Below are 15,287 nucleotides of genomic sequence, written 5' to 3' on the forward strand. Positions count from 1 at the left end.
TCCTGTAGACGAATTCACATACCCCAACGTAACGCGGGCGTATGCACCGGTGCATCCCAGAGCTTGATCATCTCGTCATCGAGGCGGAGTAGCGTAAAGCTGACACCGGCCATCTCAAGCGAGGTGATATAGCTCCCCACCAGTGAGCGGGCAATGGTGATGTTACGATCCTTGAGGATGCGTGCTAATTCATTGTACATCACATACAGCTCGATCAGCGGTGTGCCACCCATACCGTTCACGAATGCCAGCACAGCATCACCACTCTTGAACGGCAGGTCTTCGAGGATAGGGCCGGCCAGCATCTCGGCAATATCGCGGGCCGGAGCCAACTTCTCACGTCGGCGGCCCGGTTCACCGTGGATACCGATACCAACTTCCATCTCATCTTCAGCCAGCTCAAAGCCCGGTTTGCCTGCCTGTGGCACCGTACAGGGGGTCAACGCCATGCCCATGCTGCGCCCGTTGGCATTGACCCGCTCGGCAATCGCCTTGCAGGTAGCCAGATCGGCGCCAGCCTCAGCAGCCGCACCCACGATTTTCTCAAGCAGCACCGTCACACCAACACCACGACGGCCAGCCGTCCACGTGCTATTTTCCACTGCTACATCGTCGTTTGTTACCACACTGGCAACCTCGACACCTTCAGCAGCGGCCAATTCGGCAGCCATCTCGAAATTCATCACGTCGCCGGTATAGTTTTTGACAATGTGCAGTACCCCTTTGCCGCCGTTGACCGCCTTAGTAGCAGCCAGCATCTGATCCGGCACCGGCGATGTAAAAACGGCGCCGGGGCAGGCAGCATCGAGCATCCCGTAGCCGACAAAGCCACCATGCATTGGCTCGTGGCCGGAACCACCGCCGGAGATCACACCGACTTTGTTGTGGGGGGCACCCTTGCGCACGATATAGTCGGGGTCAAAGTGGACATCGATCAGATCGGCGTGGGCAATAGCCATTCCGGCCAATGCCTCTTTGACCACATTCTCCGGTGCGTTGATCAATTTCTTCACAGGCTTCCTCCCTTGAAGCGAAGACTACTGACCGTTCAGGTGATACATGGGCATCATACCAAATCATTCAGCGCGTTGCATGGCATACAGGCTAAGCAACGCGACCAGACGTTACATGCTGAGTGCATTCGCCAGCAGAGCGGCAATCGCACCACCAATGATCGGGCCAACCACCGGTATCCACGAGTAAGCCCAATTGCTATCGCCCTTGCCGGCAATCGGTAAGACGAAATGCGCAATACGCGGGCCGAGGTCTCGCGCAGGGTTAATTGCATACCCGGTCGGGCCGCCGAGCGACAGACCAATACCCCACACGAGCGCTGCGACGAGATAGGGGCCAAGACCACTAGCCGGGCTACCACCGGCAGCGCCTTTGGCGCTGAAGATAGCGAAAATGATGAAGACGAGCGCGAAGGTACCGATAACTTCAGTGATGATGTTGTTAACCGGATTGTGGATTGCTGGACCGGTGCTAAAACAGGCGAGCTTCAGGCCGGGATCTTTAGTAACTTCCCAGTGCGAGAGATAGGTCAGCCATACAAGGGTTGCACCGATAAAAGCACCAATAAACTGGGCGATGATGTGCATCACAGCAGTACCAACATCATAGCCACCGCGAATCATGACAGCAATCGTCACCGCCGGGTTGAGATCGGCACCGGGGCTTCCTAGCGCAGCGGCGGTAAAGACGCCACTCATCACCGCGAAGGCCCACCCTGCGGTAATCACGATCCAACCGCCACCATTACCTTTCGATTGAGTCAACAAAACGTTGGCAACAACACCGTTACCGAACAGAATCAGTACCATTGTGCCAAATAGTTCGCCCAAAAAGGACGCAGGCATAGAAGGTCTCCTCCTTACCATCACACATAGGCGGAACCAGTTCTAGCGAATCGACCCTGATCCAACGTTCAAACGGAGAACGTGATGCGCGCCGAACAGTGGAACGACGTAAAAGTCGTGTTGCACGCGCAACGTGGCGTGTCGGCGCATCTGAACTAGGCGTGCGCGCCGTCAGAAACATTAGCGTCTGGCGACCCCGCCTTGCGCACCTCCTTTCCTTGCTTCATCTATGAGAACACGATGCATTGCACCGTGCAATGCACAACAACATCCGCTCTGATCACCGATCGGTGTCAGTTATGGTGAGGCAGCTTTGCGTATCGAGAGCATACCACGAGATTAATCGTGGCTCTTCATAGTTGCTATGCTGTGCTGTTATCCTAGCAAAGTGCAGCGATCATCGTCAAGCTATGTACAAGCACTATAAGAGATGAAAATGTTTCACTATTGCAACATCGGTCAGGCTCGTAATTCGTCACGTGAAATCTGATAGCGAGTCATCTTGCGCCAGAGGGTTGCCCGGCTGATCCCAAGTAGGGTAGCAGCTCGGCTCAGCCGTCCGCCGGCACTACGTACTGCCCGTACAATTGCGTCGCGTTCACTAAGAGCTTGGGCCTCAGCAAGGCGTGGGTTATCGGCCATTGCCAGTGGTGTCGTATGCCGGGCAATTGCCGGTGGCAGATCGTGAACGGTCAATACACTCTTAGCCATCGTTTGCGCCGTTTGTTCGAGGACAACCTCCAATTCACGGACATTTCCCGGCCATGGATAGGAGTGAAGTGCGGCGAGTGCATCAGGAGCGAGTGCGATCGGGCGACCGAGCTGTTCGCTGAGGCGCTGCACCATATGGTTGGCCAGTAACAGCACATCGTCACCGCGCCGGCGCAGTGGTGGGATATCGATAGTAAAGGCGCTGAGTCGTGCATAGAGATCGGCCCGAAACCGGCCTTCTTGCACAAGCTGTTCAAGATCGTGGCCGGTCACAATGAGGCGTACATCGATAGGGATCGGACGCGTTCCACCCGACCGGATCACACGACCCATCTCGATTGCGCGGAGTAGATTCGTCTGTTGATCGAACGAGAGCGCATCAATGGCTTCGAGATACAGCACCCCGCCATGAGCCAATTCGAGCTTTCCTGGCCGACCGACTTGGTGTTCAGCGCTTTCAATGCCAAACAGCTCACTATCGAGCAATTGGCGGGGAATGGCAGCACAAGCGACGCGCACAAATGGACCACCGGCACGGTTACTTGCGTTATGGATAGCCTGCGCGAAGATCTCTTTACCTACCCCGCCTTCGCCACGAAGAAGGATCGGACCACGACCGGCTGCGGCCAGCCGTGCTTGGCGTAACGCTTGCCGCATTGCCTCACTTTGACCAATAATGTCGCGAAACGTAAAGGTAGCGCGAGCACCAACAACCTGTTGCACCAATTGACGCACACTTTCCGCCGGACGTAACGTAATCACACTACCTAAATACCGCCGACTCCGATCCCATACCGGTCGGACGCTACACATCACCGCTTGTGGGCCAGAGCGTGTCTGCCAGATCACTTCTTGTTCATCGAGGGTGGTGAGTTCTTGCAGGGCAGTACAGATCGCCGGAGGTGGTGGAATAACGCTTACTAACGGCCGACCGGCTGCCGAACGCACATTAATATCGAGGATGGTGGCGACGCGCCGGCTCAAACGGCGAATCTCACCGTTAGGACCGACAAATATCAACCCTTCATTAATACTATCGAGAGTCGCGTAGAGTTCACTCAATTGATCATTCGCTTCGTTGAGCAATCGTTCAGCACGAAGCTGGTTGTGGAACGCCTGTGCTGCAGCAATAACCATTCCTAGCGCATAGGGATGTTGCATCTCGGCACGAGTAAGGATTGCCAGCGCTCCGAGTGCTCGGCCATCTGGGCTGAATATTGGTGCCGCGGCCAAACTAAACGGCTGCAACCAATTGCAATAATGCTCATCACCACTCGTCTGGTAGGGTAGTGCCTCGCGCAACGCTAAATCAACGGCATTGGTACCGGCTACTTCTTCAAGCAGACTAACACCGTATCCAATTCCAGATTGTTGCGCAAGATTGAGAATCGTGCTATCGCCGGCCAAATCAATGATGGTACCCTGTTCATCGCAGATTACTACGGCAAAACCGGGGTGTTCACTTAATTGGTACAGATCTTCAATCGACGAGCGGGCGAGAGCCTGAAGATGGCTCCAGGCTGCTATATTCACCGGTCCCGTTTGCGGTGTGGTTGCCGGATCAAGGCCGCGAGCTTGGCAGCGCATCCATGAGCGTTGGATAGGCGGAAGGGATGGAAGGGCCATACAACCACCTTAATAATATCTATCAGCAATAGATATTATAACGGCATTTCAACTAACGAAGGTAAGGATACGGCAAAAGAGGCATTGCGAAGCAATGCCTCTCGGGAAGTGTTATAGGTTCACCAAGCGCCTTACACGAACGCCGAGATACCGGTAATTTCGCGTCCGACCACAAGGGTATTAATCTCGTTGGTACCCTCGTAGGTATAGACTGCCTCAATGTCGGCGAAGTGGCGGGCAATGTGCCGGTCGAGCAAAATACCGTTCCCGCCAAGCACTTCGCGTCCTAGTGCTACGATCTGGCGTGCCTTCGCCGCACAATACTGCTTGGCCAGAGAGGCCATACCCTCGGTAATCTGGCTCTCATCTTCATCACGCAACTTACTCAGCCGCCATGCCATCAACTGAATAGCGGTCAGATCACCGAGCATCTGCACCAGCTTCTGCTGCACCAATTGAAAGCCGGCGATCGGGCGGCCAAACTGTTCGCGCTGCAAGGTATACTCACGCGCCAATTCGTAAGCTGCCTGGGCGTGACCAACTGCTTCCCATGCTACACCATAGCGAGTGTTCTTGAGAATGTTAGCCGTATCGCGGAACGAGCGGGCCAATGGTAGCCGATTCTCTTCCGGCACAAAGACGTTATTCAGCTTAATATCGGCATTAATGACCGACCGTTTCGCGATCTTACCCTCGATCTTGGTTGCTTGATAGCCAGGCGTTCCCTTTTCGACCAGAAAACCGCCGATCCGACCGGTTGCTTCATCTTGGGCCCAGACGACAACCACATCGGCAAAGGTGGCGTTGCCGATCCAGCGCTTTTCGCCGTTGAGCACATAGCCACCGTCAACCCGCTTGGCGGTGGTGCGAATGTGTGCGGCATCAGAGCCGACGTGCGGTTCGGTAAGCGCGAACGCGCCAATCTTTTCCAGCCGGGCCATCGCCGGTAGCCAACGTTGCTTCTGCTCTTCCGAACCGCAGGCGGCGATCGCTCCCATCGCCAAGCCGCTGGTGACACCGACAAACGTACCCACGCTGCCGTCGCCGCGGGCTAGCTCGGCGGCAATCAGGCCAACTTCGACACTGGTGAATCCCGGACAACCGTACCCCTGAATGGTGCCGCCAACGATGCCAAGCTCGGCGATGCGAGGGATCAGTTCAAACGGGAATTCGGCTCGCTCCCAGTAGTCGTTGATGATCGGTAAGACGTGCTCGTTACAAAACGCGCGCACTTTATCGCGAAGTGCGCGCTCGCGCGGGGTCAGCAAGTCATCGAAATGGAATAGATCAATCCCGCGCTCGCTTGCGATCGTCATTGGTCGCCTCCTGATACGCATGTAAAGAGTATGACGCACTGCGTAATGAATTATACCATAATTGAACGGAATATGGTGGAACAGGGTACTGGAAGTGTCGCGGTCAGTCGGTTACAGATAAGGATTGGTACAAGCGAGGGCTTCGAGCGGACCTGTATCATCAACTGCGTTGCCCAGACCCGCTTGCTGCAAGGAAACAACTCATTTACTGCTAGAGTTCAAATTCACCTTCGAGACCACTTTCACTGTGAGGTGCGATCCAAACCTTGTATCGGCCCGGTTCGGTTCCCCAACTACCATCGGCGCGAGTGAAGGCTAAGTCCGCTTCGTGCAAGGTGAAGGTGACTCGCTGCGCTGCGCCGGGTGGCAAGGTGATGCGCTGGAAGCCTTTCAGTTCGCGCACCGGGCGGGTGAGCGATCCCACTAGATCGCGCACGTAGAGTTGAACCACTTCGGTACCGGCCCGTTCGCCGGTGTTGGTGATCTGGGCGCTCACCTCCAGCACGCCGCGCATACGCGAGCTGCTGAGGCGCAGATCTTTGTTTGTCAAGACAAAAAGTGTAACGTTTCATAAAAAAGTAATTTACGTACAATAATTGAAATAGCGTGTGTCGACGTACAACGATCAATTAGTGAAATGTTTCACTCTAATTGCATTCTTTCAGCCACTGTACATACACCCTCATCACCTACCCCTGACCCCGCAGGATGGTCTCACCACCGACGGCTGCTGATAATGCTGGTACCTGTCGTTCCTTCGTGTACAATACAAGGAGCAATACCTGATGACACCGAGGTGATCTATGCGACTCAGCGAGGATAAAGTGCGTCGTATCGCGGAACGGTTGCACGATGAGTTGGCCGAGCGCGGTCTGTTGGCCTATCGTGATGCTCCCGGTCAGCGACCAAGTGATGCTCGTGCGCTGCGGGTCAAAGCGATCTACGATGCTATCGTAGCCGATTTGAAAATTGAGGAAGAGATTGATGCTGAGGTCGAGCGGATTCTGGCAACCTACAGCCGCGAGATTAAAGGAACCGAACGCGATATTCTCTTCCGCAAACACAAAGAGGAAGTGGCACGCAAGCGAGGATATGTGTTGTGAAGGCGATGCGTCGCTGCATCCTTATCACTGTCGATCCATTGGTATCCAATAGATCAGCACATAGTGTGGCCCTGTTTGCGGTACAACAAACTCATCGCCATGGGTGACAAAACCAAACGCACGATAGAACGATAAGGCGCCGGTGCGGCCATGACACCAAATCATATCGCCGTGGTACCGACGGACGTGTTCGACACCGGTGGCTAACAGTGCCTTGCCAATACCACACCGGCGCAGGTGAGGTACTACTCCCATCCCACGGAGACGCCAGGCCGCCTGTGCTGCTACACCGGGGCAAGCTTCTGGTGCAAATGAAGCGATCCCTACCAGTTGGTCTTCGACAAATGCACCGGCGTGGAGTGTGAGATGATGGTCATCGCCGGGGTACACTAGTTCGTCTACCGTTTGGTGTGGGCGGAGAATCTGCTGGCGGAGCGGCCGAGTGGCGGCGGCGCTTATCGGACGGATGGAGTACGGCATAGCATTAGAACGGGTTTCGTCGGGCGTTAAGATAATCTTGCAAGATGATCGATGCGGCAACCTGATCGATCTGTTCCTTGATTTTTGCCGGTTTCAATCCGAGGTTACGTAACATTTGTTCGGCGGCAACGCTCGTGAGTCGTTCGTCGAACATCTCAACCGGACAATTGAGGACAGCGGCAAGTGCATCGACAAAGCGCTGTACTGCGGCTGCTTGGGGGCCGTGTTCGCCCCGCATGGTGAGTGGTAATCCTACTACCACCCGCCGAACTCCACGTTCAGCAACGAGGCGTGCAATCTGCCCGATCGCCCGTTCGGGAGGGTGGGCAGGAATGGTCGTCAGCGGAGCGGCGATGCGAGCTTCCACATCGCTAATCGCCACTCCGATCCGTCGTTCACCGACATCAAGCCCTAAGACTGTTTGCTCATTCATTGCGAATCCGGATCTGCCAGCTCCAACTCGGAAAGCGCTCGATCTCTTTCGGTAACTCAAACCCGGCCAGCCTCCCGCTCGCGACCAGTGCCTGCAATTCGGCTTCGGCTTCGGCGCGACTTCGGCCAAGCACGGCGTTCTGAATGGCAGCCCGTGTTGCTGGATCAAGCTCGTTACCACAGGCTGGGTCGGGACCAACTTCGCCGTCAATCCGTAGGGTTGACCCATCCCAGCGCCAGCCACGCACGAAGGCCGCTCGGCAATCACCCGGACGTAATTGACCGTTCTGGATGAGCTGCGAGTTAAACGCATCGGCCAGTTGGCGTTGGAATTGCGCGCTATCGCCGGCAATCGCCAGCCCACTATAGCGTGCCTGCACCGTCAAGGTAAACAAGCGAGTATTTCTCAACGATGTACCAATCGGTGGATCAACAATCTGCTCAAAACCGGCCAGTTGTTCGAGTTCGGCCCGACTTGGCGAGACGGTCGTCGGCTCAAGACGCAGGTTGCGGGCCAGTGCCAGCCCATCAAGCTGTCGGCGCGCCTCTTGGTCAAGGCTGGTCAGGACTTCGGCCAAGTAGCGACGCACATCACTCTCTTTTATCACGAAGACCTCTTCGTCAGTCCCACCACCAATTGCATCATGCACGACGGTCAAGATACCACCGGTTAGCGTAATCGTCGGACCGCCGGGAATGCGGACTTCCCGAATGGAGTTAGCCGGGATGTTCGAGGCACTGCCGGGTGAACGGGCCGTGATCGGAACCTGCGCTTCGCCGAGGGTAGTAATGATCTGGTTGCCCAGATTCGAGGTAACAGCACCCGGTACGGTCACTTCAACATTGCTGATAAATGGGATCGGCTGGTTGTTAGGGCCAATCGCGATGAATTCACTCCCTGCCGGGATCGTGATCGGCTGCATGTTGAGGTTGCGGAGGGTTATAACACCGGACGCACTTTCTACCGGTGTGAGGACTCCTTCCGTTACTTCACCACTTCGACTAATGGCTACCGTGGTGCTAATCGGCTCAGCGACGACGGCGCCCTGCGCGGTGGTAGCGGCTACCGGCGACAGTGGAATGACTAAGCCATTGATCGGGACCGTTTCACGTGCCGGCAAACGAACAACGATGGTCACGCTGCGAGTCACAACCAGAAAGATGCCGAAAGCGATAAGGGTGATGAGTAGAATACCGAGTAGGCTCCAACTGAGCCGAGATAATGTACGGTTGGCCGGACGTGCAGCCGCTTTGGGTGTTGCCGGTGGCGGAGTGCGGGTGGGCAAGCGGCGTGGCCTCTCGGCTGTATCGGTTGTCGCAGTTGGGGTTGGCGTGGTGTGCTGCGGTGGCCGCGTCGGGCGTTTTGCTCGCTCGGTTTCACTCCGTTGCCCGATTTGATTCGCGCGTGTCGTTTCCTCCGCCGATAATTGAATATCCTCAGGACGAACCCGTGGCGGTTGAGCGCTTGATTCGCGTGATGAAGGGATAGGTGGTGGCGGTGCCTCAGTCCGCTCTTGCTCGAAAGCTGCGGCCAGGTCATCGAGTGCGTCAAAAAACTCGAGATCATCATCTCCCATCACCGGTGAGGATGTGGGAGTGGCACTATCGGACTGGGCCGGTAGCGGGCGGGTTGTCGGTGCGGCAATGGGACGAGTTTCAGCAGTTGATGGTTTCGCGGGGGGGGTAAAGAGCATGGCAGACGAATCGGTTCCGGTCAACTCATCAAGTGCTGCCAAAAACTCGAGATCCTCGGCGGGAATATCCTCAGTCGTCGGCGAAGAAGTAGCCGGCGGTGGAGATTGCACGTGTGTACCGGTGACTTCAATCGTCGTTAAACCGCTCTGGCGGGCCGCTTTCAGAATCGTCGGATCAGAGCTAATAATCGTCAACGAAATCCCGGCTGCTGCTGCCAACGCACGCAGCGTATCCGTCCCGGCCACACGTTGGAGTACCGTTGTACCTTCAGGGGCCAAGATTTGCACATTAGCAGCATGGGTTGCTCGTACCCGTGCCATGAGCGACTCGGCAGTATCTTCGGGGAGCGCAAGGACAAGCGCCGTCTCATCGGTGATCATAGCCCCTCACCTAGCCTCTGTGCTCACCGGGTGAGCACAGAAGACCTCCAGCAATTTGATGCTTGACCTATCCTGCCTGTTCGGCCAACACGTCTACCGCAGCAGTGATAGCAGCCGCCAAGCGGTCGGGGTTCCGTCCACCGGCTTGCGCTATTTCGGATCGGCCACCACCACCACCACCGACGATAGCGGCAAGCGGTTTGACAATATGCACTGCATTCAGGCCTCGCTTGACCAGGTCGGACGTGACAAGTGTAAGTAATTGTGGTTTGCCGTTGATCTGGGCGCCAAGCACAATCACGGCACTACCCAGCTTATCGCGCAGATATTCACCCATCTCACGCAGGCGTTCGACCGAATCGGCTTCCACCTCTGCTGCCAGCAGTGGAATCCCGGCGACCGTTTGCGTGCGATGTACCAGAGTATCGAGCATCTCGCGCGCCAACTTACTCCGCAGCGCCTCCAGCTCTTGCCGTCGTTGCCGGTTCTCGGCCAAAAGCGCCTCGATTCGTTCGATCAGTTGTGCGGGTTGCGCATTGATCCGTGCAGCCAGATCGCGTAACGTCTGTGCTTGTTCTTCTACCCATAACTCGGCGCCACGCCCGGTCAGAGCCTCGACGCGACGGATCCCACTACCGATACTCCCTTCACTGAGGATGCGGACAAACCCAATCTCACCGGTGCGATTCACGTGTGTGCCACCGCACAGCTCAAGGCTATCACGAGAAGCGTACTCACCGTTCTCAATTCCGGTACCGCGTTCAATGGTCACGACGCGCACAGTATCACCGTACTTCTCACCAAACAGCGCGATCGCACCGCGTGCTATGGCAGACTGGTAACCGGTAATTTCCCAGCGTACCGATGCATCGGCGCGGACCCACGTATTCAGACGGCGCTCGATCTCACGCAATTCTTCAGGATCGAGCGGTTTGGTATGGGTAAAGTCGAAGCGCAGCCGGTCGGGCGCCACCAACGAACCGGCTTGGGCTGCGTGTTCGCCGAGCACGTCGCGTAAGGCGCGCTGGAGCATATGGGTGGCCGTGTGATTCCGCTGAATATCGGCCCGCCGTACCATATCAACCGTAGCTTGCACCTGATCGCCTACACGGATCGTACCACTGACCACGCGACCATAGTGAACGATTAGACCGGGCAATGGCCGGCGGGTATCTTCGATCTGTACCGAACCCTCTGGCCCGACCAGCACGCCGGTATCACCAACTTGACCGCCACTTTCGGCGTAGAAAGGCGTCGTATCGAGCACAATTTGCACTTGCCGTCCGACCGTCGCAGACGTAATCGCATCCCCTTCGGCCAACATACCGATCACCGTTGCTCGGTCGCTCAGGCGCTCGTAGCCGGTAAAATGCGACGCAGGCAGATCAAGTTCGGCCCACAGATCGGCTTCACCGCCACGCTTCCCGGCCGCCGCCGCCCGTGAACGAGCGCGTTGTTCGGCCATTGCCGCCTCATAACCGGCTTCATCGACTGTCAACCCTTGTTCGGCAGCAATCTTCTGGGTCAAATCGAGCGGAAAGCCATACGTGTCTTTCAGTACGAACGCATCGGTACCGGGGATCACCGTCTCGCCACGGGTACGTACCTGCTCGATCACGGCATTGAGGCGGCTCAGGCCACCACTCAGAGTACGCAAAAATTGGCGTTCTTCCTGGTCGGCGGCACTCAAGATAAGTTCGCGTCGATGTACCAATTCGGGGTACACCTCACCCATTTGGTCGATTACCGTTGTAATCACCTCGGCGAGGAATGGTCGTTCAAAGCCAATCGTGCGACCCTGATACGCGGCGCGGCGCAAAATACGGCGTAACACATACGAACGGCCCAGATTACCGGGCAAAACCCCATCGGCGATCAAGAACGCAATTGCGCGTGCGTGGTCGGCGATAGCGCGGTATGCGCTGCGATGAGCCTGATAATGCTCTTCGTCGCTGCCGCGCACAGCAATGATGCGGTTAATAATGGTCACGAACAGATCGGTATCATACGTGCTATGGACGCCTTGCATCACCATTGCCATTCGCTCAAGACCCATACCGGTATCGACCGAAGGCCGTGGCAGCGGCTGCATGGTGGCGCGGTCGTACTGCATGAACACATTATTCCAGATCTCGACATAATTCGGATCGTCGGAATTAACACCCTCGGCACGCATTTGGCTCAGATCATCGCCGATGTAGATGGTAATCTCCGAGCATGGGCCACAAGGACCGGTATCGCCCATCACCCAAAAGTTGTCTTTGCGGCCAAAGCGCAACACCCGCGACGGGTCGGCGCCTTGCGCAATCCACAACGCTGCCGCCTCATCATCGGGTGGCACCTCATCATCACCGGCAAACACCGTAAACCAAAGTCTTTCGACGGGCAACTGGAACTCTTCGGTTAGCAATTTCCACGCCAATCGAATAGCCTCGGCTTTGAAGTAATCACCGAACGAAAAGTTGCCTAACATTTCAAAAAAAGTATGGTGGCGTGGTGAGGGACCAACCTCTTCGAGATCGTTGTGTTTACCGCTAACGCGCAGACACTTTTGGGCAGTTACAGCACGAGTATACGGGCGTTGTTCGCGACCCAAAAAGACATCTTTAAACTGCACCATGCCGGAATTAGCGAACAGCAGCGTTGGGTCGTCGGCAACCACCAACGATGAGCTGGGTACATGGGTATGGCCATGGCGCTTAAAAAACGATATGAACGTTTCACGAATCTGAGCAGCAGTCAGTCTTTGCATATGCATATAGCCTATGATGAAAAAGAAGGCATCTTTGCCTATCTTAACTAGCTTCCTCGCGGTATTGTAGACGATTGTGGCGCTGACCGTCAACCGTTTGCACGGTATAATGGCGCGTAAGACCGGCGCTGCCAATAGTGCTGCGCTGAACAACGGGGTCTCTACCAAACAATGACCACGAGATGGGTGTATGCCATTGCAGATCGTTCCTGTGACTGCCGAACACTACCCTGCGGTAAACGCATTCTTACGCCGGTCGCCGTACCGCAACGCGATTACGTTAGCGTTCTTGTATCGCCGACACGGATCGGTATCAATCAGAGCTGCCCTAAGCAATCATGTAGTGGTCGGGGTCGCTGCTGTGTGGCGCGATGTATCATCGGTTCGTCTATCGTTCACCGTTGACGTACCGCAGGTGCTTCCTATGCTGCTCGAAGCCTTGGCGATGGACAATCCCGAACTATGGAACCGTCCCTTCGAAATCGTTATGCCGGTGGCGAACGTACCGTTATTAAACAACACAACCCATCTTGAATCGGTTCACTTCCTGTATCAGATGGTGGTTGAACCGGAGACATTGCATCCTATCACCCAACCATCTGCCCGTCGGATACAGAAAGATGATGTACAAGCGGTGAAAGACCTGTGGGCAACGGCGGCGCCCTGGCAAACCTGGACACTGAATTCGGTCCCGGCATTTGGTGTATTTGCGGCTGATGGTAGCTTGCTAGCGACCGCCGTGACCTGTTTTGCAACCGGTGATGTGGTTGAGCTAGGCTGGGCGATGCAGACCGGATCACTACCGGCACTACAATCCGCGCTCAGTGCCTTAGTCCAGAGTTGCTTTGGTATCACTTCACGAGTCTATCTCTTCGTTGATGCCACAGATAGTACCCTCTTTGACGCCTGTCGGAGGCTTGGCTTCTGGCCGTCCGAGCGGTTTATCTGGGCAACGACCCGCTTGTAATGAATGCGCACCCTAAGCCAATCTAACACTTTTCTTATCGCTCAGTTTCTTGTTGACATTGAGGATCGTTCTGTGCTACACTGCCCTTGACGCATTGCGTCATCCCGTTCTCCTCTTAAAGCAAGATCGCACAACAATGACGTTACAGATTCAGCGTTGATCAGGAGGTAGATATGTCATTCGTTACCCTTCCAGCTAGCCTCACCCGTATGATGCAGCAGGTACAGGTACCATTCGTTGACACCTTTCGCGCATTACGAGGTGTTACGCCGCAAGAGATTGGTCTGCTGCTAAAAAGTATTACCGCCAAACGACGACCAAAGCGGGTGCCGTCGGTGAATAGTGATTTCTACGATATCCTGGCCGAACTCTCACCCGAAGAGCGAGCAATCCAGCAAAAGATTCGCTCATACATGGAAGAGAAGATTCGTCCAATCGCCAACAGCTTCTGGGAGCGCGGCGAATTTCCGCACGAGATCGTCCCCGGTTTTGCCCGTCTCATCGCCGAGACCTTCGGCTCACGACCCTACGCCATCGACGCGCTCGGTCCAGTCCTCACCGGTGTAGCGTGTATGGAAATGGCACGGGTCGATCCCTCAATTTACACCTTTTTCGGGGTACATTGGGGTTTGTGCATGGGGTCAATCGATCTCTTTGGTTCTCCCGAACAGAAGCAGCGCTGGTTACCACCGATGCAGCGGTTTGAGCTAATCGGCTCGTGGGCACTTACCGAACCGGATGTTGGTTCGGCAACTGCCGCCGGTCTCCAGACCACGGCCCGCTTTGAGCGTGGTCACTGGGTGCTCAACGGTGCGAAGAAATGGAGCGGGAATGCACCGATCGCCGATATTAACATCATTTGGGCACGCGATGTCTCGAACAATCAGGTGCAAGGCTTCATCGTTGAGCGCAACACACCGGGGTACGAAGTCGAGCGGCTCGAAGGAAAGATTGCGCTACGCACCGTACAAAATGCCAACATCCGGCTGGTGAATTGTCGTATACCCGAAGCAAACCGCTTACCCAACGTCGGCGGTTTTCGCGGTGTGGCGCGTCAACTGGCGATCACCCGGGCAGCAGTAGCATGGGCGATGACCGGCGTGGCAATGGGTGCTTACGAACAGGCACTCGTTTACGCCCAACAGCGCATTCAATTCGGGCGGCCTATCGGTAGTTTTCAACTGGTTCAAAATAGTTTAGTGCAGATGCTGGCGAATGTGACGGCGATGCAGACAATGTGCCTGCGCATGAGTCAGATCGCTGCTCGTACCGGCAAAATCAGCCAAGAGCAGGCCTCGCTGGCGAAGGTCTTCTGTGGTGAAAAAATGCGCGAGACAGTGGCGCTGGCTCGCGCGGTTCTTGGCGGTAACGGTATTCTCCTCGAACACGGTGTTGCCCGTTACTTTGCCGATGCTGAGGCGCTCTACTCATACGAGGGCACGCACGAGATGAATACGTTGATCGTGGGCCGAGCAATTACCGGAATCTCGGCTTTTGTCTAGGCGAACGAAGCAGAGTAGTGTTGGAGTACGGGTAGAAACCCTGAGAAACAGTGGTGGCAAGGAACGAACGTAAGCTCAAAGGCTAGGGTATCTTAATGCAGGAGACGTCTCTTACCGACAGAAGCCTGAGGGTACTAACACCGACAGTCAGACCAGAAGCAGTGTCAAGCTGGAAACACAGGCGAGTACTGATGTTCATCCGGCATGCTAGTGGACCAACCCTGATCAATAAAGCGTAGGATGCTCTATACCCGGGCCGAAACGACGGGTAGGAAAGTGGCGAGTAGCAGTGTATTCCTCTTACATGTTGCAGAGTGGTGGACGGAAAGTTACTATCGCGTTCGGTTCCACCCAAGCGCACGGGTTTGACTGCCTTGTAATAGTGCAAAAAGGCATTCTAGTACAGATAAATAACACGTTGCGCCGACAAGGTTGGGGTGGAGTCGAAGTGGGAGTGAATACTG

Annotated in this window: 12 protein-coding genes; 3 read left to right on the top strand and 9 right to left on the bottom strand. The window is 55.7% G+C overall.

Annotated features, from left to right (window positions below; all coding sequences use genetic code 11):
• Window positions 1-14: 14 nt before the first annotated feature.
• The 5 genes from dhaK to ACP5OT_RS02365 form a co-directional block, all read right to left on the bottom strand.
• Window positions 15-1,013: a dihydroxyacetone kinase subunit DhaK gene (dhaK, locus tag ACP5OT_RS02345; protein ID WP_424674777.1), complete on the bottom strand. Its 999-nt coding sequence runs from the start codon at window positions 1,011-1,013 to the stop codon at window positions 15-17.
• Between the two features lie 111 nt (window positions 1,014-1,124).
• Window positions 1,125-1,859 carry an MIP/aquaporin family protein gene (locus ACP5OT_RS02350; protein WP_424674776.1) on the bottom strand — a complete coding sequence of 245 codons (735 nt, stop codon included), beginning with the start codon at window positions 1,857-1,859 and terminating at the stop codon, window positions 1,125-1,127.
• Between the two features lie 459 nt (window positions 1,860-2,318).
• A complete protein-coding gene (locus tag ACP5OT_RS02355; protein WP_428111376.1) occupies window positions 2,319-4,196 on the bottom strand; it encodes a sigma-54-dependent Fis family transcriptional regulator in 1,878 nt (625 codons plus the stop codon).
• A gap of 131 nt (window positions 4,197-4,327) precedes the next feature.
• Window positions 4,328-5,512, bottom strand: coding sequence for an acyl-CoA dehydrogenase family protein (locus tag ACP5OT_RS02360; RefSeq protein WP_424674774.1), 1,185 nt, complete (start codon window positions 5,510-5,512; stop codon window positions 4,328-4,330).
• Window positions 5,513-5,723: 211 nt separating this feature from the next.
• Entirely contained in the window at window positions 5,724-6,026 is a 303-nt protein-coding gene (locus tag ACP5OT_RS02365) for a fibronectin type III-like domain-contianing protein (RefSeq protein ID WP_424674773.1), read from the bottom strand.
• Window positions 6,027-6,315: 289 nt separating this feature from the next.
• On the opposite strand from ACP5OT_RS02365, the gene ACP5OT_RS02370 reads away from it, so the two are divergent.
• Complete coding sequence (locus ACP5OT_RS02370) at window positions 6,316-6,615, top strand: DUF507 family protein (protein WP_012615411.1); 300 nt, start codon at window positions 6,316-6,318, stop codon at window positions 6,613-6,615.
• A 24-nt stretch (window positions 6,616-6,639) separates the two neighbouring features.
• Here the strand turns inward: ACP5OT_RS02370 and ACP5OT_RS02375 are convergent, their stop codons facing one another.
• The 4 genes from ACP5OT_RS02375 to alaS form a co-directional block, all read right to left on the bottom strand.
• On the bottom strand, window positions 6,640-7,095 hold the full coding sequence (locus ACP5OT_RS02375; protein ID WP_428131206.1) for a GNAT family N-acetyltransferase: 456 nt from the start codon (window positions 7,093-7,095) through the stop codon (window positions 6,640-6,642).
• A gap of 4 nt (window positions 7,096-7,099) precedes the next feature.
• The gene (ruvX, locus tag ACP5OT_RS02380; RefSeq protein WP_424674771.1) at window positions 7,100-7,528 is read right to left on the bottom strand and encodes a Holliday junction resolvase RuvX; all 429 of its coding nucleotides are present in this window, start codon (window positions 7,526-7,528) and stop codon (window positions 7,100-7,102) included.
• Entirely contained in the window at window positions 7,521-9,602 is a 2,082-nt protein-coding gene (locus tag ACP5OT_RS02385) for a hypothetical protein (protein ID WP_424674770.1), read from the bottom strand. Before ACP5OT_RS02385 ends, ruvX begins: the two co-directional genes overlap by 8 nt.
• A 67-nt stretch (window positions 9,603-9,669) precedes the next feature.
• Window positions 9,670-12,354 (bottom strand): alanine--tRNA ligase, encoded by a 2,685-nt coding sequence (alaS, locus tag ACP5OT_RS02390; protein ID WP_428131209.1) that lies wholly within the window; start codon window positions 12,352-12,354, stop codon window positions 9,670-9,672.
• Between the two features lie 190 nt (window positions 12,355-12,544).
• On the opposite strand from alaS, the gene ACP5OT_RS02395 reads away from it, so the two are divergent.
• Both ACP5OT_RS02395 and ACP5OT_RS02400 read left to right on the top strand, forming a co-directional pair.
• Window positions 12,545-13,321, top strand: coding sequence for a hypothetical protein (locus ACP5OT_RS02395; protein WP_428131211.1), 777 nt, complete (start codon window positions 12,545-12,547; stop codon window positions 13,319-13,321).
• 173 nt (window positions 13,322-13,494) lie between these two features.
• Window positions 13,495-14,823, top strand: coding sequence for an acyl-CoA dehydrogenase family protein (locus tag ACP5OT_RS02400; protein WP_424674767.1), 1,329 nt, complete (start codon window positions 13,495-13,497; stop codon window positions 14,821-14,823).
• The last annotated feature ends 464 nt before the right edge of the window (window positions 14,824-15,287 follow it).

The organism is Chloroflexus sp. (assembly GCF_049970315.1).
Classification (GTDB): domain Bacteria; phylum Chloroflexota; class Chloroflexia; order Chloroflexales; family Chloroflexaceae; genus Chloroflexus.